Origin of the sequence: Shewanella eurypsychrophilus (genome assembly GCF_007004545.3) — a bacterium.
In the GTDB taxonomy this organism is placed as follows: domain Bacteria; phylum Pseudomonadota; class Gammaproteobacteria; order Enterobacterales; family Shewanellaceae; genus Shewanella; species Shewanella eurypsychrophilus.
Genome location: NZ_CP045503.2, coordinates 5,308,461 through 5,328,674, shown reverse-complemented (window position 1 = coordinate 5,328,674; position 20,214 = coordinate 5,308,461). Strand labels below are relative to the sequence as shown.

20 protein-coding genes and 1 tRNA gene are annotated in these 20,214 nt (G+C 44.3%); 11 read left to right on the top strand and 10 right to left on the bottom strand.

Features of this window, described 5'->3' with window-relative positions; all coding sequences use genetic code 11:
* Positions 1 to 130 precede the first annotated feature (130 nt).
* Positions 131 to 1,414 carry a winged helix-turn-helix domain-containing protein gene (locus tag FM038_RS22825; protein WP_142873691.1) on the top strand — a complete coding sequence of 428 codons (1,284 nt, stop codon included), beginning with the start codon at positions 131 to 133 and terminating at the stop codon, positions 1,412 to 1,414.
* A gap of 161 nt (positions 1,415 to 1,575) precedes the next feature.
* Here FM038_RS22825 and fre read toward each other — a convergent pair whose 3' ends face one another.
* Positions 1,576 to 2,286, bottom strand: coding sequence for an NAD(P)H-flavin reductase (fre, locus tag FM038_RS22820; protein ID WP_142873692.1), 711 nt, complete (start codon positions 2,284 to 2,286; stop codon positions 1,576 to 1,578).
* A 90-nt stretch (positions 2,287 to 2,376) separates the two neighbouring features.
* Positions 2,377 to 3,858 carry a 4-hydroxy-3-polyprenylbenzoate decarboxylase gene (ubiD, locus tag FM038_RS22815; protein ID WP_142873693.1) on the bottom strand — a complete coding sequence of 494 codons (1,482 nt, stop codon included), beginning with the start codon at positions 3,856 to 3,858 and terminating at the stop codon, positions 2,377 to 2,379.
* 208 nt (positions 3,859 to 4,066) lie between these two features.
* On the opposite strand from ubiD, the gene FM038_RS22810 reads away from it, so the two are divergent.
* The 3 genes from FM038_RS22810 to FM038_RS22800 all read left to right on the top strand — a co-directional run bounded on the left by FM038_RS22810 (position 4,067) and on the right by FM038_RS22800 (position 8,028).
* The gene (locus FM038_RS22810) at positions 4,067 to 4,597 is read left to right on the top strand and encodes a hypothetical protein (protein ID WP_142873694.1); all 531 of its coding nucleotides are present in this window, start codon (positions 4,067 to 4,069) and stop codon (positions 4,595 to 4,597) included.
* Positions 4,598 to 4,872: 275 nt separating this feature from the next.
* Positions 4,873 to 6,852 carry an alpha/beta hydrolase family protein gene (locus FM038_RS22805; RefSeq protein ID WP_223292952.1) on the top strand — a complete coding sequence of 660 codons (1,980 nt, stop codon included), beginning with the start codon at positions 4,873 to 4,875 and terminating at the stop codon, positions 6,850 to 6,852.
* A gap of 192 nt (positions 6,853 to 7,044) precedes the next feature.
* The gene (locus tag FM038_RS22800; protein ID WP_142873695.1) at positions 7,045 to 8,028 is read left to right on the top strand and encodes a chemotaxis protein; all 984 of its coding nucleotides are present in this window, start codon (positions 7,045 to 7,047) and stop codon (positions 8,026 to 8,028) included.
* Here the strand turns inward: FM038_RS22800 and FM038_RS22795 are convergent, their stop codons facing one another.
* Positions 8,029 to 8,553: a GNAT family N-acetyltransferase gene (locus tag FM038_RS22795; RefSeq protein WP_142873696.1), complete on the bottom strand. Its 525-nt coding sequence runs from the start codon at positions 8,551 to 8,553 to the stop codon at positions 8,029 to 8,031.
* Positions 8,554 to 8,687: 134 nt separating this feature from the next.
* Between FM038_RS22795 and FM038_RS22790 the strand changes: the two genes are divergently transcribed.
* Positions 8,688 to 10,127, top strand: coding sequence for an aminotransferase-like domain-containing protein (locus FM038_RS22790; protein ID WP_142873697.1), 1,440 nt, complete (start codon positions 8,688 to 8,690; stop codon positions 10,125 to 10,127).
* A 121-nt stretch (positions 10,128 to 10,248) separates the two neighbouring features.
* Positions 10,249 to 10,485 (top strand): hypothetical protein, encoded by a 237-nt coding sequence (locus FM038_RS22785; protein ID WP_142873698.1) that lies wholly within the window; start codon positions 10,249 to 10,251, stop codon positions 10,483 to 10,485.
* Between the two features lie 39 nt (positions 10,486 to 10,524).
* Here the strand turns inward: FM038_RS22785 and FM038_RS22780 are convergent, their stop codons facing one another.
* Both FM038_RS22780 and lepB read right to left on the bottom strand, forming a co-directional pair.
* Entirely contained in the window at positions 10,525 to 11,022 is a 498-nt protein-coding gene (locus FM038_RS22780; protein WP_142873699.1) for a TlpA family protein disulfide reductase, read from the bottom strand.
* A gap of 143 nt (positions 11,023 to 11,165) precedes the next feature.
* A complete protein-coding gene (gene lepB / locus FM038_RS22775) occupies positions 11,166 to 11,816 on the bottom strand; it encodes a signal peptidase I (RefSeq protein ID WP_142873700.1) in 651 nt (216 codons plus the stop codon).
* Positions 11,817 to 12,049: 233 nt separating this feature from the next.
* Here lepB and yjjG point away from each other — a divergent pair, with 233 nt between their 5' ends.
* From yjjG to FM038_RS22760, 3 genes are all read left to right on the top strand, one after another.
* Positions 12,050 to 12,730, top strand: a complete 681-nt coding sequence (gene yjjG / locus FM038_RS22770) for a pyrimidine 5'-nucleotidase (RefSeq protein ID WP_142873701.1) — start codon at positions 12,050 to 12,052, stop codon at positions 12,728 to 12,730.
* Positions 12,731 to 13,082: 352 nt separating this feature from the next.
* Positions 13,083 to 14,264, top strand: coding sequence for an aromatic amino acid transport family protein (locus FM038_RS22765; protein ID WP_142873702.1), 1,182 nt, complete (start codon positions 13,083 to 13,085; stop codon positions 14,262 to 14,264).
* Between the two features lie 187 nt (positions 14,265 to 14,451).
* Positions 14,452 to 14,542 (top strand) — tRNA-Ser (locus tag FM038_RS22760).
* Between the two features lie 545 nt (positions 14,543 to 15,087).
* Here the strand turns inward: FM038_RS22760 and FM038_RS22755 are convergent.
* Entirely contained in the window at positions 15,088 to 15,498 is a 411-nt protein-coding gene (locus FM038_RS22755; protein WP_142873703.1) for a DUF3859 domain-containing protein, read from the bottom strand.
* 79 nt (positions 15,499 to 15,577) lie between these two features.
* On the opposite strand from FM038_RS22755, the gene FM038_RS22750 reads away from it, so the two are divergent.
* Positions 15,578 to 15,748: a hypothetical protein gene (locus tag FM038_RS22750; protein WP_185965822.1), complete on the top strand. Its 171-nt coding sequence runs from the start codon at positions 15,578 to 15,580 to the stop codon at positions 15,746 to 15,748.
* 279 nt (positions 15,749 to 16,027) lie between these two features.
* Entirely contained in the window at positions 16,028 to 16,963 is a 936-nt protein-coding gene (locus FM038_RS22745) for a carbon-nitrogen hydrolase family protein (protein WP_142873704.1), read from the top strand.
* A gap of 78 nt (positions 16,964 to 17,041) precedes the next feature.
* Here FM038_RS22745 and FM038_RS22740 read toward each other — a convergent pair whose 3' ends face one another.
* The 4 genes from FM038_RS22740 to FM038_RS22725 all read right to left on the bottom strand — a co-directional run bounded on the left by FM038_RS22740 (position 17,042) and on the right by FM038_RS22725 (position 20,212).
* On the bottom strand, positions 17,042 to 17,437 hold the full coding sequence (locus tag FM038_RS22740) for a gamma-butyrobetaine hydroxylase family protein (RefSeq protein WP_142873705.1): 396 nt from the start codon (positions 17,435 to 17,437) through the stop codon (positions 17,042 to 17,044).
* A 69-nt stretch (positions 17,438 to 17,506) separates the two neighbouring features.
* Positions 17,507 to 18,832, bottom strand: a complete 1,326-nt coding sequence (gene hslU / locus FM038_RS22735) for an ATP-dependent protease ATPase subunit HslU (protein WP_142873706.1) — start codon at positions 18,830 to 18,832, stop codon at positions 17,507 to 17,509.
* A 73-nt stretch (positions 18,833 to 18,905) separates the two neighbouring features.
* Positions 18,906 to 19,430 (bottom strand): ATP-dependent protease subunit HslV, encoded by a 525-nt coding sequence (gene hslV / locus FM038_RS22730; protein WP_142873707.1) that lies wholly within the window; start codon positions 19,428 to 19,430, stop codon positions 18,906 to 18,908.
* 194 nt (positions 19,431 to 19,624) lie between these two features.
* A complete protein-coding gene (locus tag FM038_RS22725; protein ID WP_142873708.1) occupies positions 19,625 to 20,212 on the bottom strand; it encodes an SPOR domain-containing protein in 588 nt (195 codons plus the stop codon).
* Positions 20,213 to 20,214: the final 2 nt, after the last annotated feature.

Below are 20,214 nucleotides of genomic sequence, written 5' to 3'. Positions count from 1 at the left end.
CTATTTTGTAAGGGGCTTAGCTAGACTATTTGCGAAAAGAGTCACATTATTCAGCAACTAAAGTCAGTAGACTAATTTGTAGTCAATCTATTATACCAAGAAAATGGTTGTCGATTAATTGAGGTTTAAGGTGCAAAAAATCACTCCTTATCTGGAGTTAGACGAAGAAGCCAAGCAGTTGGTGGATCGCGCTGAAAATAAAACGATTACGCTGACTCCTTCAGAGTCGGCAGTATTAAATCAGCTTATAATTTCCTTAGGTGTTGTGTGCACTAAAGAGGACCTATTGGCCGCTGGTTGGGTTGATCGTGTTGTTGCTGCAACTTCACTGACTCAATGCATTAGTACCTTACGGAAAAAGTTGGAACCCTATCCTGAAGTTGTTTTAAGAACAATTGCTGGGCGAGGTTATCAGCTCAATGTGTCTAATCGTTCTCATATAAAAATGCTGGCGGTCAATGATCCTGTTGCAGTACGCGATGCGATTGTTGATGTGTCACTGTTGGTGAAAATCAGCGGCATCGTCATTGCTGTAATGTTGATGACCTATCTATGGTACAGCAGTGATTATCATGGTTTGGTAAAGAATGCTGGGACTTGGAACAGTGAAAAAACCATCCAGCTGAATATTGGCGGTATAAAACAAGAGGTACCACTGTTCTATAAGGATGATGTGACCCATCTTCATCCCAGTATGTGGCAGAAACACTTAGCTCCAGAGAGTAACCACCTAGCCCAGTTAACGCCATATAGTGGATATGCTGCTACCGATGGTAATTACTACTCTATGGCTGTGTGCCCTGATTATGATAAGAAGGGCTGCCCAGGACATGGATTAATCAATATAGCTGCTACCGATCTTACGCCTGCCGGTTTGAATATGGATAGCTTTGCTGAGTTGACCAAGAGCATGGAGCAGAGGATCCGCTATAACCGAGTGATCATTCCTCCTACAGAGTTAGGCAGTTCCCATTTTATTGAACATCACTACCACGCCGATATTTACTATCCGGTAAAAGGTGAGATGTTAGTTCGATCCGATATCAGCCTGTCTTTAATCTATGAAGATGATAATAGTGGTAAGTTTTACTCGGCGGCCTGTGTGACCGATGAAGGCTGCTTGACCACGCCGATAAAATATAAAGTGAAGGGACATTTTACTCAGTACAGAGAGCAGATTGGCGAGCTAGATGTTGATGTGTTTCAGGTTAAGGTGTCACAGAAGCAGTTAATTAAACCCGATAAAGTGAGCTCAGCGGCAATGCCATTTTATCGAGAGATCAGAAAGCATGAAATTATAGAGGAAGATCTCTATTTTTATCGTGTCTACAAAGACAAAGAAACTGCCGTCTGGATTGTGCCATTACTGGGTAATACGGTAGCTTGGTATAAGTACGATAAAGTGCAGATTTAGGTTTGAGATAAAAGCAGGACGCTTCGCTGCGAGTATCGAGAGCGGCCAAAAGCGTCTGCGAGTTCGGGCTACGCCCTACGAGGAATAAGCTTTTGCTTTGTCCTCGTAGCAGAGCGTTCTCGTCACTCGTAGTGAGCTTGCGAACGCCCTAGTAACTGTTTCTACTTAATAAACGCAAATGCATCGCCGTAAAGGTGATCTTCCTCAACCCCTACGCTGCGGAAGACTTCTCTGGCTGCACCAACCATATCAAAACGTCCCGCGATATAGATGTCATAGCCGCTGAGGCTAACGAAGTCCGCTTTAATCTGAGCTAATAGGTTAGCCTTCTTACCTTTCCAGTCACCGCCAGCTTCCTCAAGCACAGGAACGAAATGTAACCATGGATGAGCATCGTGCCATTCACGTGCGATGCTTTGATAATACATAGCATCGATATTGCGACAGCCCCAATAAAGGGTGGTTTCGATCTTCTGTCCGAGTGCGATTTGTTGCTCGACAATACTCTTAATATAAGAGAACCCTGTCCCGCCAGCGATCAATAATCTTGGACGCAGACTCTCGTGGCGTAGGTGAGCCTCACCGCCTGGCACTTCAATTTCTATCTGACCATCGTTAGCGAGGCAATCTTTCATACGCTCAACCACTTGCATAGGATAGCTTTCGCTGACAGCGGCACCAATATGTAGCTCAATGTGCTCTGAACCAGGCGCAGAAGCGATTGAAAACGGACGCTTGTCTTGCTCGTCCATCACGACGCAAAGGTATTGACCTGCGTTGAAATCGAACGCTGTTTCAGGTTTTAGAATAATTCGATAAACCGCATCGTTGAATGGAGTAACAGTTTCGATTTTACAGCTTATGGTGTTCATTTAACTTCCTATGTCACTCCTCTATGGGAGCTTTAAAGCGAATTAATTCTTAGTTGTATTAAGCATAGACTAGGGCCTTAGCCCTAGTCACTATGTCGCTGGATTTTTATCCAGCCCTAAGTCAGACCACATAGAGTCAACTTTGTCTTTGACTGCCTTATCCATCACAATTGGGGTACCCCATTCGCGATCGGTTTCACCTGGCCACTTGTTGGTCGCATCCATGCCCATTTTTGAGCCAAGACTCGCAACCGGAGAAGCAAAGTCGAGGTAATCAATAGGGGTGTTTTCTATCATGACAGTGTCGCGTTTAGGATCCATACGCGTGGTAATGGCCCAAATCACATCGTTCCAGTCACGACAGTTAACGTCATCATCGACGACGACAATAAACTTGGTATACATAAACTGACGTAGGAAAGACCAGGCGCCCATCATCACGCGTTTAGCATGACCTGGGTACTCTTTACGGATAGATATCACTGCCATGCGATAGGAGCAACCTTCTGGTGGCAAATAGAAATCGATGATCTCCGGGTATTGCTTGCGCAAGATAGGCACAAATATTTCGTTGAGTGCCACACCTAACATGGCTGGCTCATCAGGTGGACGACCGGTATAGGTACTGTGGTAGATGGCATCTTTTCTGTGAGTGATATGGGTCACAGTGAAGACTGGGAATTTATCTGTCTCATTGTAATAACCAGTATGATCACCATAAGGGCCTTCTTCAGCCATCTCCTCGGGATCGATATAACCTTCGAGAATAATTTCGCTGGTGGCAGGGACTTCTAAGTCACAGCTAATCGCTTTACAGACTTCGGTGCGTTCGCCGCGAAGCAATCCTGCAAAGGCATACTCACTCATGGAGTCAGGTACTGGTGTGACCGCACCTAAGATGGTGACAGGATCAGCGCCTAAAGCTACAACTACAGGGTAGCGTTCGCCTGGGTGTTTTTCTTTAAAATCTTTAAAGTCTAATGCACCGCCACGATGATCTAACCAACGCATGATCAGTTTATCTTTGCCTAGCAGTTGCTGGCGGTAGATCCCCAAGTTTTGACGCTTCTGACGTGGACCCTTAGTGATGGTCAAACCCCAAGTTACCAGAGGAGCTGCGTCTCCTGGCCAACAATGTTGTATGGGTAGTTGAGTCAGATCCACCTCTTCACCTGTCTTTACTACCTGCTGACAAGGAGGGTTGCGGACGGTTTTAGGCGGCATGTTCAACGCTTGCTTAAACATGGGGATTTTTGAGATTGCATCTTTAAAGCCGCGAGGTGGCTCTGGTTCCTTCAAAAAGGCCAATAGCTCACCGACTTCACGCAATGCAAGCGGATCTTCTTTACCGAGCGCCATGGCAACACGTTTTGGTGTACCGAAAAGGTTAGCCAGTACAGGCATATCATTGCCGACGGGATTCTCGAATAATAGAGCCGGGCCTTTGGCACGAAGCACGCGATCACAGATCTCCGTCATCTCAAGGTGAGGGTCGACGGGATGGCTGATACGCTTGAGTTCACCCTGGCTTTCCAGGTGTGTGATAAAACTGCGCAGATCCTTAAAACTCATTGATACTCGCTGCTATAAAAATGTGATATGGCGCGCACTATAGCATTTTTCGTACGTATGTTTAACTGCTTAGGACGGAATAGAGCGATTATTGAAGAGACAATAAATAGATAAGATATCGGTAAATTACTTCTTGCTGTAAATAGGAGTAATATGGGGTTAGGCTTAAGGTTGAGGCGCAATAAAGGTGCTTACGTGAGGAGGCAAGATGAATCAATTAAATCGAATTAGCATGACTTTGTTCTTGTCTGGTTTATTGCTGTTCTCTAGTTTTGGATCGCTAGCCTCAGATCGCTTCAATTGGAGCAGTAATGTCTGGGTTCAGCCTACCTGGAGCAGCAGTTGGGGTCATAATTCTAATTACAACAGTGGCTGGCGTGTCGGAATAGGCACTGGCTCACCTTACTGGGGTAATCACTCTTGGAATAACGGTTGGAACCATGGTTTGAATAGTGGATACCGTCCTTACTGGCGTAACAGTTGGCGCTACCCTTATCGTTATAACCGTGATGACAACTACTATTACAATGAGCGCCGAGCGGTAAAAAGAGCGCCTACTCCGCCTAAATCAATCGCGGCTCCCCAGCGAGTAACCAGCAGTGTGCAATATGCTACTGGACTTAAAAGCCTGCCCGAAAATGCCCGCGTTGTGCAAAGAGATGGCCGCACCATCTATGAATGGCAAGGCGTCGAATATGTGTTTGATTGGAGCAGTGAGACTTATCGAGAGCTGAAATAACATTTTTTATTCCTGTCTAAATTTTCAAACCAACCTCTTAATCTGCTGAATCTTATAGCCCTTGCCTAGTGGAAATAAGCGGTATTTTTTATACACTTATCCAATTGGTAACACGTATCAGAATGTATCAAAAATCTTAGTTTAATTAACTTGTTATCTATATGTTGGTCAAATATAGTTCACTTGTTGTTGACTGGTTTTTGGTCAAGTTTCACTGAGATTTACCGTAAAACTAGCTGTGTACTTATGGATGTTGTTGATCAAAGGGAATTGATATGGTTATTCTATTTAGAAAAGTGAGTTTAAAGATGAGTAAGGCTGAGGTGAGTGCTTACAGCTTCTCTGCTTATCGAAAATCTTGTATATATTTATCTGCATTATTATGTTTTTTATCATTTAATTTGTCGGCGCAAACAGTCGAAGACTTTTCTCGGCACAGCGAATATCACAATGTAAAGATCTCACCCGACGGTAAGCACCTTGCTGTGCTGATTAATACCGATGGGCGCAAAACATTAGCATTTCTAGATAGTAAAACCTTCGAGGTCACTTTTAGGCTAGGTGGTGAAGCTAAAGATCAGGTGGCGGATTACTATTGGGTCAACGATGAACGGGTGATTATTCAGGTAGAGCGAGTTCGTGGCTCGTTAGCTAAGCCTGTTAGTTATGGTGAGCTATTTGCGGTTAATTTTGACGGTAGAAAGAAGCAGATGATATTTGGATACCGTGCAAAAAAACCATCAAGTTATGGTGGGTTTTTACTCGATATATTAGAAGGTGATTATAAGCATGTGTTGATCCGCCAACAAGCGTTGAGCCGCCGAACTGACGTGTTACCAGAGGTGGTTAAACTCAATGTTTATTCAGGGAAAGCTAGAAAACTAAAACGTGCCCCCATCGCCTATAGCCAGTTTTTGATTGATCACGATGGTGTGCCTCGCTTCGTTGCTGGAGTGGATAAAAATGCTAATACCAAGCTGTTTTACTCTAAAGGTAAAGGAGAGGATTGGCAGGCATTTGGAGAGTTATTTGAAGGCGAGTTTGAGCCGATATCCTTTGGTGAAGATAACAAGAGTGTATATGCACTCAAAAGTGATGATGGAGGTCCTAAAGGGTTATATCACTATAATTTAGAGACCCAGGAAGAGACTCAGTTATATCGCAGTGCAATGGTCGACCCTACCTATGCCATGAGCTCCTCATTGAATGAAGTGTACGGCCTACGTTTAGATGAAGATTACCCAAATTATCTCTATCTCAAACCCAGTTCGCCTGAAGCTAAGCTGCATAAAGCGTTAGTGGGAGCTTTTAACGGTGATAGCGTGGTTGTTAGTAGCAAGACTCGTGATGGCAAGCAGGCCATAGTACATGTGAGCAGCGATCGGAATCCCGGTACCTTCTATCTGTTTGATACCGAGACGATGAAGGCAAGACATCTTCTGAGCGCGCGTAACTGGATCAAGCCTAGTGATATGGCACTGACTGAGCCCTTTAGAATAAAAACACCCGACGGTTTGATACTCAATGGCCAGATGACCCTGCCTAAAGGAAAGAGTAAAAACCTACCAACAGTAGTGATGCCACATGGTGGTCCTCATGCCAGAGATTATTGGGGTTTCGATCCTCAGGTTCAGATGTTAGCTAATGCGGGATATGCAGTAGTACAAGTTAACTTTCGTGGGTCCGCAGGTTATGGCGAAAACTTTTTGGAAGCGGGCTATGGCAATTGGGGCACTAAGATCCAAGACGATATCCTGTTAGCGACTCAATATGCGGTGCAGCAAGGGGTCGCTGATAAAGATAAGCTATGTATCTTTGGTGTGAGTTTTGGTGGTTATAGTGCTTTGCAGAGTGCGATTAGGGAGCCTGATACCTTCAAGTGTTCTATTGGTTATGCAGGGGTTTACGATCTCGAGATGCTCTACAACGAAGGAGATATCAAAACGACGAGGTGGGGGGATGCTTATCTGGATAAAACTCTAGGCTCAGACAAAGCGGAACAGCGCGCCCAGTCACCCGTTAATCATGTCAGTAAGCTTAAAGCACCGGTGTTAATCATACATGGAGAGGATGATGAACGAGCTCCGATTGAACATGCAGAGGCGCTAAAAAAAGCGTTAGATAAGGCCGGGCATCCTTATGAGTGGTTAGTAAAAGACAAGGAGGGCCATGGTTTCTATAAGGAGCAGAATATACTCGAAGCGAACAAGGCGATATTAAGCTTCTTGGATAAACACCTTGGTCAGCAGCTATAATTTCCGAATACTTTTTAGGGGTATTTAATCTAGAGCTTCAGTTGTCACTGTAGTTCTATTTTCCCCTTTTAATCTTCCTTCCTGCTTGATTAATACACTAAGCGCTATTCCCTTCCTATACTCATAGTTAGCATTGTTTTTGTTTCGCGCTATTTTTCTTTAGTGCTATTTAACGATATGGCAGTTTCGAGTATGAATGACATCAAAAAACCAGAAATTCTCACGGAAAGTGGCACCAATGAGCTTGAAATTATCGAGTTCCACCTGCATAAAACGCTACCTGGTGGCGGCCATAAGATCTGTCATTATGGCATCAATGTTGCCAAGGTCAGAGAAGTGATCCGCGTGCCAGAAACCGAAGACTACCCCAATGCCAAAACGCATATGGTGGGCGTGTTTTCATTGCGCGACAACTTAATTCCCTTGGTTGACTTGGCAAGTTGGTTAGGCATTCCGACTTGTGATGATCTAACCAATAAGATCGTTATCGTTACTGATTTCAATAAGATGATAAATGGTTTTTTAGTCGACACCGTGCTGAGTATTCACCGGGTCTCATGGGAGCATGTTGAATCGCCTAGCCAGTTTTTAGAATCTGGTGAGCAAGATTGTGTGGTGGCGGTGGTAAGGCGCGAAGATCATCTGATCATGATATTAGACTTTGAAAAGATCATCTCTGATATTAATCCTGAGTTGAGCATGGATAAATACGATGTGACTCAGGATAAAAATGTACTTATCAACGACAGCATGTTGGCTCTGCGTCAGGCTAAAACCGTGATGGTTGTTGATGATTCAGCTTTTATTCGCAAGATGATAGAAAAGACATTACAGTCGGCCGGCTATAATATTCTGGATGCGAAAGATGGCCAAGATGCGCTGGATATCTTAGAGGACTTTGTCCGACTTGCTGAAGAGGAAGGTGGCTCAGTTGATAATTTTGTTGATGCCATAGTCTCTGATGTGGAGATGCCCCGAATGGATGGCCTGCACTTACTCAAGCGTTTACGTGATGGTCCTCATTATGCAAAGACGCCTATCGTGATGTTTTCATCACTTATGAGTGAAGGTAATCGTGTCAAGGCACTGCAACTTGGGGCCGATGATACCATCACCAAACCTGAGATTGGCCGCATGGTCTCTATGATTGATGGGCTTGTTTTAGAGGGTAAATAGCTAAGATTTAGATTTTAAAAAAATCTCATATCGATTGACGGTAAATTCGTCTTCTTGATATTGCTCGATGTAGCTCATGCCCAGCTTGATTAGCACCTTGATAGAACCTAGGTTTTCGGCTACAGCGTCTCCAAGTACCCTATCGAGATCCATATGTTGTTTGGCATATTCGATACAGGCTATGTTTGATTCTGTCGCATAGCCTTTGCCCCAATAGTCAGGATGAAAGCGATAACCGATATCAACGGCCTTGATACGGCTTTCGTTCTTAAAACCGCAGAATCCAATCACTTCATTAGTTTCCTTGAGTACCACGGCCCAGCGGCCATAGCCGAACTTTTTATATTCCACTAACCAGATATCACCAATAATCTTCTCTGCATCTTCGATGCTTTCACACATGTCTGCATCACCAGTAAAGCGATTAACCTCTTTCGGGGCATTAAAATGGTAAACGGCCTTAGCATCATCGAGATTAAACTCTCGAATAATAAGGCGCTGGGTTTCAGTTATAATTTTGCTCATTCGGGGTACCTGTAATTTTCATTTTTGTTACTTGAAAGGTAACTGTATTGGGTTTTACTTTATCTGGAGCTTTAAAACCAAAACAGATACAGTTGAAGCCAATAAAACCCAATACAGATGGCTAAGCCCTAATTATGACTGAGTTTAAATATCAGCAAATCATCGATGAGATCATTCGTGCGATTGAATCGGGCATTTACTCAGATATTGCCGGGAGTAATAAGCTCGAGTCTGTAAGGCGGTATGCTAAAGATAAAGGTGTCGGAGTGTCGACAGTGATCCAGGCATACCATGAGCTTGAAAGACAAGGTTGGATCGATTCTAAGCCAAAACGAGGCTACTTCATTGCAAAAAAAACTGCAGTAACAGCACCTGATTATGGCTCTAGCATCAATCGAGTTCATGCACAGTTAGATTTAGCCAATGCGGTGCAATATTCATTTAACGATCCAGAGATTCTGCCTCTTTCTTGCACGGCTCCCTGTACTGTTATCGATCAAGAGTTATTGCTTAACCGTTTGCACAAGCAAGTTATAAAGCATCGTCCCTATAAACTCTTGATGCAAGATCCTATCGAGGGGATCCCTGAGCTAAGGCACGAAATTTGCCGCCACCTACTACGCTCAGGTCAAGTGTTTGTTAAAGATCGGGTGTTAGTGACTAACGGTAGGCAAGAGGGCTTGCTGTTGGCATTAACAGCAGCTAAAGCCATAGGGAGAACGGTGGCGGTGGAGTCGCCAGTATCATTTTTCTTTCAGGCGATATTGAAGCAGTTTAATGCCGATGTGATTGAAGTGCCTATGCAAGTGAACTATGAAGACGAGCTGGCACTACTTTCAAAGGCCCATACAGAGCAGGCTTTTGATACTTATCTGGTTAACCCCAACTTTGCCGATCCCACTGGCCGAGTCTTGTCCTTGGAGGATAAACAATCCCTGATTAACTGGGCAAATGAACATGATGTGACCTTGATTGAATATGATCGCGGTGAGCTATATTTTGGCGCAACTCGACCTGTGACTATCGCAAGTCTAGTGAGTGAATCTAGCCATTGTAAGGTGATAAGCATAGGTGATTTCTACGACACTATTTCACCTGCTATCAGCTTAGGTTATCTGTTGTGTAACGATACGTTCAATGCCTGCCAGCATGCAAAACAGATCATTGCCGAAGAGCCAAGTATTGCATTGCAGTATATGGTGGCAAACCTAATGTCATCTGGTGAGTATCATACGCTGACAGGGAAACTCAGAGCTCAGATGAATATTAATTATCTTAAAATGAAAAGCTTGATGAACTCAGTGCTGGATGATTCAATTTACATGAGCCTGCCAACGGGTGGCCCCTGTATCTGGTGTCGATTACCAGATAGCTATTCCAGTGAGGCGCTGTGGAATCGAGTTATTCAGAAAAAACTATCGATTGCGCCAGGTGCTATGTTTTCTTTTTCACAGCAGTATGACAACTATTTTCGGATCACTTTTGCTCTGCCTTGGAATGAAAAAATGGAGCAGGGGATCATTCGACTCGCTCACGTGATTAGTGATTATCTTGATGAGCCAGTTAACGCTTAAGTGATTCATTAGCTGGGGAATCTTAAAAGCTAACTTGTTGTTAAGTGGAGGTTCAGCTAGTGCTGGTAGAGTTATACCGTATGCAGTGTTCTGCTGTATTTCCCGCACAAAGGATGTCTGAATGATAAAAAACATGATGCAAAAATTTATGCCAAAAGCAGTGGTTTTAGTCTGTTCGTTTATCTTCTCTACCAGTTTGGTATTTGCCTCGAGTCAAACGGCTGTCACTGCACAGCTCGTAAAATCAGAAGCCGATGGCACAGTACTCATCTGTCAGTATCGCACCATGACACAGGCACACTTCAAGGTGCTTTTTAGCAATCAAACCTGCCCACTATCGATACAGGTTGGACACTAGACTTTCTGCGTTTCAGGTTTGGTCTATTCTCGCTGGCAGTTACCACTGTACCTCGGCCAATGGATTTTCACCTTCAGCTATGATGGTTTTAACAATAGTGTTATTAGCATCGAGAAGAATAAGTCTGGGGATCCCAGCATTGGCAAATTTGGCATAAATAGCTCTGTCGGTATCAACAATCAGGGGAAAGTTAATTTCATAGTCAGTGGCAAACTTGTCTAATGCCTCTTTATTATCTTCGCGGCCTATCGCTATGATGTCGACATTGGGATCCAGATTCAGATCTGATGCTTCCAAGGCTTTCATCGCGCGCTGAGAGTCAGGACACCAGGTGGCAAACAGTACTAATAATTTAGCGTTACCCGATTGCTTCAAATCAATTAAATTACCTTGGGTATCGGTAAATGTCGTTATCGGAACCTCTTGCCCAGCTTCTACATAAGTCAGGTATTCAACTTGTTCACTGTCAGTTGTCGTAGCACAGCCAGAGACTAGAAGGGTTAATGAAAGTAAAGAGGCCGAAATAAGCTGTTTCATCACAAATCCATTTAATACAAAGTGGCTTTAAAATAGCAAAAATCGGCTTTTATGTGTAGAGCATGATTCAAGCTGAAGCGTTAGAAGATGTTAAGCGCTGATGTCTCGCACCTATAACCTTGCACCTATAACCTAGCTCCTTTCTAGAGAGTGTGCATAAACCGTTCGGGCCTAAACAGGTAATAATTATTGTGATCATTGGAGAAGGCGACAGTCTTAGCTCTGCCAGTGATCTCATTTCGAGGAATAAAACCTATCACGCGGGAGTCTGCGCTAGCATCGCGATTATCGCCAAGTGCCAGGTAAAAATTATCAGGCACAGTTACCGGGCCGAAATCGGCGAGGCGAGAAGGGGTGTCGTGGGTTCGAATCATGTGATCGACGCCTAACAGTTGTTCTATGCTATCGGCACTGGATGCTAACTTTTTCTGCGGATGATATTTGAGTGGCTTGCCATTAATGATGAGTCTGTTGTGTTTCATCTCGACGAGATCACCGGGTATACCGATAACCCGCTTAACTAACTTTTTATCTGCTTTTACCGAATCGAAGATGATAATCTCACCTCGAGCTGGGTCGGCCATTTTAACGAGGGATAGATGTGTAAAAGGGACTCGGAGATCATAAGCCATCTTATTAACCAGTAACCTATCTCCTTCAAGAATTGTCGGTTTCATCGAGCCGGTAGGCACTGAGTTCCAATCGGCAACAGCGCTTCTAAATACCAGCATTAATAGCATGAAAAGTAAGAAAGAACGGTTCTGTTTCAGTAGCTTGAGCATTCCATTTATCATCTATTCATTCCTTGTTTATTACCTGTTTATTACTGTTGTACCTAGGTGTGACTCTTGGATTAACTTGTCAGTTCCGTTTGATGATTCAATTAGCTCGGGATAAAGGTAAGCAGATGTAACAAACTGGCTATTTTGCAGAGGGATAAACCCATGAGGAGAGTTTGACACAAATGAGTAGGGAGCTTATTGTCGGCGCATAATGATTGCTTTGCTTATCTGGAGCGCAAAATACAATGAAGTACCAATGGATTTTATTTGATGCCGATGAAACCCTGTTTCATTTCGATGCCTTTAAAGGTTTGCAGCTGATGTTTTCAAGATTTGATGTCGACTTTTCTTTAAGTGATTTCAATATCTACCAGCAGGTGAATAAGCCACTGTGGGTTAAGTATCAAGATGGCCATATTTCTGCGTTAGAACTACAAAATACTCGATTTGAATTCTGGGCGAATAAGCTGTCAGTGACGACTCAGCATCTTAATAGTGCGTTTTTAGCGGCTATGGCAGATATTTGTAGTTTGTTACCTGGTGCTAGAGAACTTATAGACTCGTTAACTGGCCGCGTTAAGATGGGGATCATCACCAATGGTTTTACTGAGTTGCAGACGATACGTTTACAACGAACAGGCCTATTAGAAAGTTTCTCCCCTGTGGTTATCTCAGAGCAAGTCGGGGTTGCTAAACCTGATGTTGCCATTTTCGAGCATGCCTTGGGTCATATGCAGCATCCACCCAGAGAAAAAGTATTAATGGTAGGCGATAATCCACACTCAGATATACAAGGTGGGTTAAATGCTGGGTTTGATACCTGTTGGCTCAATAGTGAAGGTAGGGATGTGCCTGAAGGGATCAATCCTCATTATCAGGTGAGTTCATTGTTGGAATTGCAACATCTGCTATTAGCGCCGAACTAAGGCCAGCAGCATTATCCCGGCTCGAGCCGATTTGCTATCAGAGTATTTATTTTCATCGTTATAGCCGACAGGATTGACAAGGTATGGCCGAGATTATAACTTAGATGTTGCAATGCAACTCATTGTTACAAAAGAACATCCTATTAACAGTACCCTCGAAAGGTGTCAACGTGACATTAATAGAACGTTATTATCACTATCTGTAGCCACAGTGGCATGGATAGAGGGTAATTTAGATAAAACCTACCAGCTAAATTCTCACCATTGTGGCAATGCTATTTTCTTTTCGGAATCTGGCCAGCCGGTGTTGTGCCAGTTCCGAGCTCTTCTCTTCAGTTTTGGAACTGTATAAATGAATCACAGTAAGATCGTCGGCAGCACACTCATCATAGCTGGCACGACAATAGGGGCCGGCATGCTGGCTCTTCCGCTGGCCTCCGCTGGGCTTGGTTACGGTGTCACCAGCTTGATCATGTTGCTCGTTTGGGCCTTGATGATCTATACCGCCTTACTGATGATTGAGGTGCATCAATTTGCCCCTATCGATGCGACCCTACACTCGCTGGCGTATAAACTTCTAGGCCGTAAGGGCCAGGTTGTAGCCAGTATCGCCATGATGTTGCTGTTTTATGCCTTGTGTGCAGCCTATATCGCTGGCGGTGGAGAGCAGCTGCATAGTAAGTTAGCGAATTGGCTGGGTCTTGATATACCAATACAGGCGGGGGCCATTATTTTTACCTTAGTTATTGGCAGCGTGGTTACCCTAGGGACTGGATCGGTAGACATAATCAATCGTAGCCTGTTTGCCTTAAAACTCATCGCCCTGGTGATAGTCTTAGTTCTTTTGATGCCTAAGGTATCGCTGGATTATTTGCTTGAGTTACCCGTACACCAGGGGGTCATCATGGCAGCACTGCCGGTAATTTTTACTTCCTTTGGTTTTCATGGATCTATTCCGTCCATCGTGCGTTACTTGGGTAAAGAACCTAAGGGCTTGGTGTTGGTGATGGTTGTTGGTTCAGCCATACCTCTGGTGGTTTATCTGCTGTGGTTGGTGGTAAGTCAGGGGGTATTATCACAAGCTGAGCTTATGCAGAGCCAGAGTCTTAACGGTTTCATAGGCTCCTTGAGCCATTTGCTGCATGCACCAATGATAACCAACCTGGTATCTATATTTGCCGACTTGGCCCTGATGACATCATTTCTCGGTGTGAGTCTGGGCTTGTCTGATTATATGTCCGATCTATTGCAACGCCAGGCCAAGCCGAGTAACAGGCTTCTGGTGGCGCTGGTGACGTTTCTTCCCCCGCTTGGATTTGCCATGTTCTATCCCCGCGGCTTTATTGTGGCACTAGGCTATGCGGCATTTTCCTTGGTCGTATTAGCTATTTTTCTGCCGGTGGCTATGGTGGTGTCGCAGCGAAAGCAAACGGGTCTCGGAGGCTATCGTGTTAAAGGTGGGCAGGCAGGATTAATCATTGCTACTTTAGCCGGTATTTTTATCGTGATGGTGCAAATACTAGAGATGCTGTGAATGGTCATCCTGTCACCCTCATGAGCCTGACAATATCCAGGGGCATTAAATCCAGGCTGTTTTATGGCCATTCAACTTAAAAAATAACCGCTTAAACGTTATTATGGCTTATTGGTCTGTTTTTTGGTCGTTTGATTCATGAAGGGCTTTACATTGAGGCTAACAATCCCTATTATCAGCGTCGTTCGGAGGGATGGCAGAGTGGTCGAATGCACCGGTCTTGAAAACCGGCACGGGTTTATAGCCCGTCTAGGGTTCAAATCCCTATCCCTCCGCCACATTCAAGACGAAAGGCTCATCAGAAATGATGAGCCTTTTTTCGTTCAGGAAAGAAATAGCTTGATAGGGAGGTGAACCCTAGGGTTCCTATTGTTTAAAGTCAGCTATCCCTGTGCCACATTAAAGACGAAAGGCTCATCAGAAATGATGAGCCTTTTTTCGTTCAGGAAAGAAATAGCTTGATAGGGAGGTGAACCCTCAGGGTTCCTCTTGTTTAAAGTCCGCGCTTCTTCCTGAATGAAGCGACTTTTTCTGTATCAGAGTTCGCTTTTGTTTGAGTGCCATCCTGTGGTGGTTATACCAATTCCACTAAATGTATGACCTATTCAGAGCTTTCTCAGGGCTTTAAATTCAAGACGCATTGCTGAAGAAATGGTTATTCCCTTTTAAGGCAATGCAACGCAGAAGTGGAAGTCCTGAGAAGCTCACGGAGTGCGGGTTTAAAAACACTTTATGCTTCGTAAGTGGCTTTCGATATAGAATAACTATTAGCTTCAATCCCCTTACTTGCTTACAGCGTTTTTAACTCCCGCTGAATGATCACTTATTTAATGGAACTGGTATTGTCACTCATGTGTACCTTGAAGGTTTTATCGGCGATAATTTTACCTTTAAGCTCAAGCGTCATACGCCAATTGCCAACCTTATTATGCTCAGGCGCCCAGATTGTATCGCCTAGATAAAACTTCCAATCATTTTCTTCCACGTAGACCTCCCCATCGAAAGGGGGCCTGATATTGCCATTATCATCAGGAATATCGGGATGGTAGATGCAATATCTGAGTTTCTGGTTTTTGGCTTTCTTTATCTGTGCGATAAAACCAAATTCAATATCGATTTCGGCTGGTACATGTACGGTTGCTTTTGTGAGCCTAGGTAGCTCATCCTTGTGTTCATCCCACTTGGTGAAGATACCGCTATAAATAATCTTAATATCTGGTTTGAGCTTGGACATGGTGGGCTGCATTTGAATGGTTAGCGTGATAGTTTAACAAAATGTTTAGCTAAATATGCGTCAACATTGAGAGAAAACAGTGACTAAGAAAACCATTAAGTTTGAATATGAGAAAGAGACTAAGAACAGTGTGCGCTATCAAGAGCTTCCTGAACCGGGACAGGCACCTGTTTTAGGCACGATATATGTGCAGAAGTGGTTTGCCACTGACAGTAAAAATCTAGAGATCACGATAGAGAAGAAAGACTAGCTTTTGCGACTTCGTTTTAGCTTATGTTTAAGGGCATCGTCAGGTGTCCTAACTCCTTGATGAGACTTACCCTTGGTAAGATAAACCCTCAATTTATAGCACTTCTTATAGCACCTCCCTTGTCCAAAGTAGAAGTGCACCTCTTATAGCACCTATAGCGGCACTTCTGTCGTTCAGAATATTGGCGTTACGCTCCCATTCAGCTAGCTTTAATTAAACACTCTTTATATCAGAGTCTGCTTTATATCTGAGTTTGCTCTGTAGATGGATGTAACCAATATGCCTAAAGTTGCTATCGTTCAAGAGTCATCGGTTATATTAGATCGCGATAAAACCATAGAGAAAGCCAAGCAGCTAATCGAAGAAGCTGCATTGTCTGGTGCTAAATTGGTGGTTTTTCCTGAAGCATTTATTTCTGGCTATCCAGCCTGGATTTGGCGATTACGGCCAGGCGCAGACTGGGGAACCAGTGAGGCACTGCATAGCAGATTGCTTGATAGTTCAGTCAATATCGAAGCTGGCGACCTGGTTTCGTTATGCGAGACGGCTAAAAAGCATCAAGTTAGCGTCATTTGCGGTATGAATGAACTTGGAACGGAGCAAAGTAGGGCGACACTATATAACACCGTTGTGGTGATTTCTGAGGAGGGAAAGCTATTAAATCGACATCGGAAGTTAATGCCGACTAATCCTGAGAGAATGGTGTGGGGCTTTGGCGATGGCTCAAGTTTGAAGGTGGTTGATTCACCAGCGGGAAGATTGAGTACCTTGTTATGTTGGGAGAGCTATATGCCTTTAGCCAGGTATGCTCTTTATTCTCAAGGAGTGGAGGTTTATATTGCGCCAACTTATGATAGTGGTGAGGCTTGGATTGGCACCATGCAACATATTGCTAGAGAAGGGCGCTGTTGGGTCCTGAGCTGTGGTGTAGCGCTAGAGCACAGCGATCTACCTGAAGACTTTCCTGATAAGGCTAGCTTGTATCCTGATGAAGATGAGTGGATAAACCCTGGGGACTCAGTCGTGGTAGCACCAGGTGGTGAAATAGTGGCTGGCCCATTAACAAAAGAGAAGGGGATCCTCTATGCTGAAATCGATATTAAGCAGGCAGCCTTATCCAAAAGGGTTTTAGATGTAGCGGGCCATTATTCGAGGCCAGATATTTTCACCCTGAATGTAAGCACTCAAAAACAGAGTTCAATTAAGATTAAATAAATTAAGGTCCTAGAACTTAGTACCTAGGCCCTAGGCCCTAGGATCGAGTACCTAGGCTCTAGATACTAAAATCTTCAATCAATTATGGTACTTAACAGCCATGTCTATCAAGGGTTCACGACTGGCTTTTTCAGCCCTTAGTCTGGCAAGGTATTTTTCCCATAAGTCCACTTGATGAGTGCCGAGATCATGCAGTACCTTCCATGAAAATAGTCCTGTATTGTGGCCATCATCGAAGGTGATCTTAACTGCATAGTTACCCACTGGATCTAAGGCTTTAATGTTAACGTTCTTCTTATGAGTCACTAACACTGGATTGCCGTGTCCGTGCACTTCTGCAGAAGGCGAATAAACACGTAGCATTTCACAGCTGAGCTGAAAGGTCTGCCCATTATCAAATGTCACCTCAAGTATGCGAGATTTACGCTTAAGGTTAAGGGCGGTAACGACAGGATTATAGTCTGGAGAAGTCATAATATTAGGCCTGAGATATAAAAGGTATTTACTAGGACCTAGGTTCTGATACCTAGGTCCTAGTAGTTATTACAAGATAAAGCGGCTGAGATCTTCGTCTTGCACTAAGTTATCTAAGTGATCGCTAACGTATTTAGCATCAATAACGAAGGTGCTTCCCGATTTATCTGAAGCCTCGTAAGATAGCTCCTCGGTTAGCTTTTCCATCACAGTATGTAAACGACGTGCGCCAATATTTTCGGTGCGCTCATTCACCTGCCAAGCCGCCTGGGCTATGCTCTCAATACCATCTTCGGTAAATTCAATTTTAACCCCTTCGGTACCCATCATGGCAACATGTTGCTCGGTAAGCGAAGCATGTGGCTCGGTTAAGATGCGCTTAAAGTCATTGGCTGTTAGTGCGTCTAGCTCGACACGGATCGGTAAACGGCCTTGAAGCTCAGGGATAAGATCCGACGGCTTAGACATCTGGAAAGCGCCGGAGGCAATAAACAAGATATGGTCAGTTTTAACCATGCCGTGTTTAGTGTTTACGGTACAACCTTCAACTAATGGCAGTAGATCGCGCTGTACACCTTCACGTGAGACGTCAGGTCCTGAGCTTTCGCCACGCCTACAGATCTTATCTATCTCATCTAAGAATACGATACCGTGCTGTTCAACAAGCTCGATAGCCTGTTCTTTCAGATCGTCCTGGTTGACCAGCTTTGCCGCTTCCTCTTCAATCATCAGCTTGTAAGCTTCTTTGATTGTTAGTTTGCGGCGCTTGCTGTCGCCAGGTCCCATATTTTGGAACATGCTCTGTAGCTGGTTGGTCATCTCTTCCATGCCAGGAGGTGACATGATCTCGATACCAACCTGAGGTGCAGCGACATCGATTTCAATCTCTTTATCGTCTAGCTGACCTTCACGTAATTTCTTACGGAAAATTTGGCGGGTACCTGAGTTATCTTTACTCTCGCTATCCCAATCTTCTTTTGGCTTAGGCAGTAGCGCATCTAGAATTCGCTCTTCAGCGGCTTCTTCGGCTTTAACCTTACACTTTTTCATCTGCGCTTCACGGGTTAGCTTGATCGCTGAATCCGTAAGGTCGCGAATGATCTGTTCAACTTCTTTGCCGACATAACCCACTTCGGTGAATTTAGTCGCTTCGACCTTGATAAAAGGTGCTTTAGCGAGTTTAGCCAAACGACGGGCAATCTCGGTTTTCCCGACACCTGTTGGGCCGATCATTAAGATATTCTTCGGTGTTACTTCTTGACGCAGATCGCTGTCAAGTTGCATACGGCGCCAGCGGTTACGCAGTGCGATAGCCACGGAGCGTTTAGCATTGTGTTGGCCGATAATGTGACTGTCTAACTCATGGACAATCTCACGTGGAGTCATTTGAGACATATTCTTTCCTCATGCGTTCGCATCAGTATTGAAAATAAGCTGCTACTTGCTGTTCAAGCTAAGCAGCTCAAGATCAGTAGTTTAATTCTTCGATAGTTTTGAACTGGTTGGTGAACACGCAGATATCACCAGCGATGGTTAGCGATTTTTCTGCAATCTCTAACGCGGATAGTTCAGTATTTTCGAGTAGGGCTGTGGCTGCAGACTGGGCAAAGTTGCCACCTGAACCGATAGCGATTAGATCGTTTTCCGGCTGTACCACATCTCCGTTACCCGTAATGATTAATGAGCATTTGTCATCGGCAACGGCAAGTAAGGCTTCAAGTTTGCGTAACATCTTATCGCTACGCCAGTCTTTAGCCATCTCAACGGCAGCTTTCATCAGGTGACCCTGATGCATCTCTAATTTGGCTTCGAAACGTTCGAATAGGGTAAAAGCATCGGCGGTACCGCCTGCAAAACCAGCGAGAACTTTATTGTGATATAGGCGACGAACTTTCTTAGCATTGCCTTTCATCACGGTATTACCAAGTGATACTTGGCCATCTCCAGCGATAACGACCTGGTTATTACGGCGAACTGATACGATTGTGGTCACGACTGAATCCTCTTCTCAAACTCACGAACTGGTGTTCGTCAGTGGGTGATAGAAGATATATGGGGGTGGTTAGCTAAATATCAAGGAAGAAAAGGGGGAAAACTGTCTATAAGGCTGATGACTAAGAGATAATGAAAGACGCTGTGAGTCGTAGATGTTATCTAGAGCCTAGATTCTAGGCTCTAGATACTTTTTTAGCTTCCTTCCCAGAACCAAATCAAGCAACCGTTTAGACCACCACGTTGTAGTGTGTGTCTATGCTTTTCTGCTGCTCGTTTTCGTTCATAGGGCCCAAGTACGACTTTATACCAGTAACCACTGGTACCTTTTACTTTGCGAACCTGGGCTTCGAGTCCTTGGAAAGCAATGACAGCTTTCATCTCATTAGCCTGGGATTCCTTTCTGAAAGAGCCACATTGCATCTGATAAGGGCGAGTTGGCTTCACCTCTTCGGGAAGATCAATCTCGACTTTTTTATTCTCAAGTTCATGCTGATAGGTCCATTCCTCTTTAGGAGCTGGAGGCAGCGCATTAGGATCTTTCTTAGGCTTAGATTTTACCGATTTATCAGTTTGCTCAACCTTCGATGCTTCAGTCTGCTCTGTATCATCAGCACTATTATTGATGCTCCAAAGGAAGTAACCAAAGCCACCGAGGAGAGTCAGGGTGACTAGCAGTAAGACCAACGGAAAACCTTTAGGCGCGGGCGCCTGTTTTCTGCGTGTGGTCTTAGCCTTGCCCTTTCTTGCCGGATTTCTGTTGGCGTAGTCGCGATTCGTCATTG

Coding starts and splice junctions, on each gene's coding strand:
- fre (WP_142873692.1), bottom strand. CDS start 2,286: ATGAACACCATAAGCTGTAAAATCGAAACTGTTACTCCATTCAACGAT.
- ubiD (WP_142873693.1), bottom strand. CDS start 3,858: ATGAGTTTTAAGGATCTGCGCAGTTTTATCACACACCTGGAAAGCCAG.
- FM038_RS22810 (WP_142873694.1), top strand. CDS start 4,067: ATGAATCAATTAAATCGAATTAGCATGACTTTGTTCTTGTCTGGTTTA.
- FM038_RS22805 (WP_223292952.1), top strand. CDS start 4,873: ATGGTTATTCTATTTAGAAAAGTGAGTTTAAAGATGAGTAAGGCTGAG.
- FM038_RS22800 (WP_142873695.1), top strand. CDS start 7,045: ATGAATGACATCAAAAAACCAGAAATTCTCACGGAAAGTGGCACCAAT.
- FM038_RS22795 (WP_142873696.1), bottom strand. CDS start 8,553: ATGAGCAAAATTATAACTGAAACCCAGCGCCTTATTATTCGAGAGTTT.
- FM038_RS22790 (WP_142873697.1), top strand. CDS start 8,688: ATGACTGAGTTTAAATATCAGCAAATCATCGATGAGATCATTCGTGCG.
- FM038_RS22785 (WP_142873698.1), top strand. CDS start 10,249: ATGATAAAAAACATGATGCAAAAATTTATGCCAAAAGCAGTGGTTTTA.
- FM038_RS22780 (WP_142873699.1), bottom strand. CDS start 11,022: ATGAAACAGCTTATTTCGGCCTCTTTACTTTCATTAACCCTTCTAGTC.
- lepB (WP_142873700.1), bottom strand. CDS start 11,816: ATGATAAATGGAATGCTCAAGCTACTGAAACAGAACCGTTCTTTCTTA.
- yjjG (WP_142873701.1), top strand. CDS start 12,050: ATGAAGTACCAATGGATTTTATTTGATGCCGATGAAACCCTGTTTCAT.
- FM038_RS22765 (WP_142873702.1), top strand. CDS start 13,083: ATGAATCACAGTAAGATCGTCGGCAGCACACTCATCATAGCTGGCACG.
- FM038_RS22755 (WP_142873703.1), bottom strand. CDS start 15,498: ATGTCCAAGCTCAAACCAGATATTAAGATTATTTATAGCGGTATCTTC.
- FM038_RS22745 (WP_142873704.1), top strand. CDS start 16,028: ATGCCTAAAGTTGCTATCGTTCAAGAGTCATCGGTTATATTAGATCGC.
- FM038_RS22740 (WP_142873705.1), bottom strand. CDS start 17,437: ATGACTTCTCCAGACTATAATCCTGTCGTTACCGCCCTTAACCTTAAG.
- hslU (WP_142873706.1), bottom strand. CDS start 18,832: ATGTCTCAAATGACTCCACGTGAGATTGTCCATGAGTTAGACAGTCAC.
- FM038_RS22725 (WP_142873708.1), bottom strand. CDS start 20,212: ATGACGAATCGCGACTACGCCAACAGAAATCCGGCAAGAAAGGGCAAG.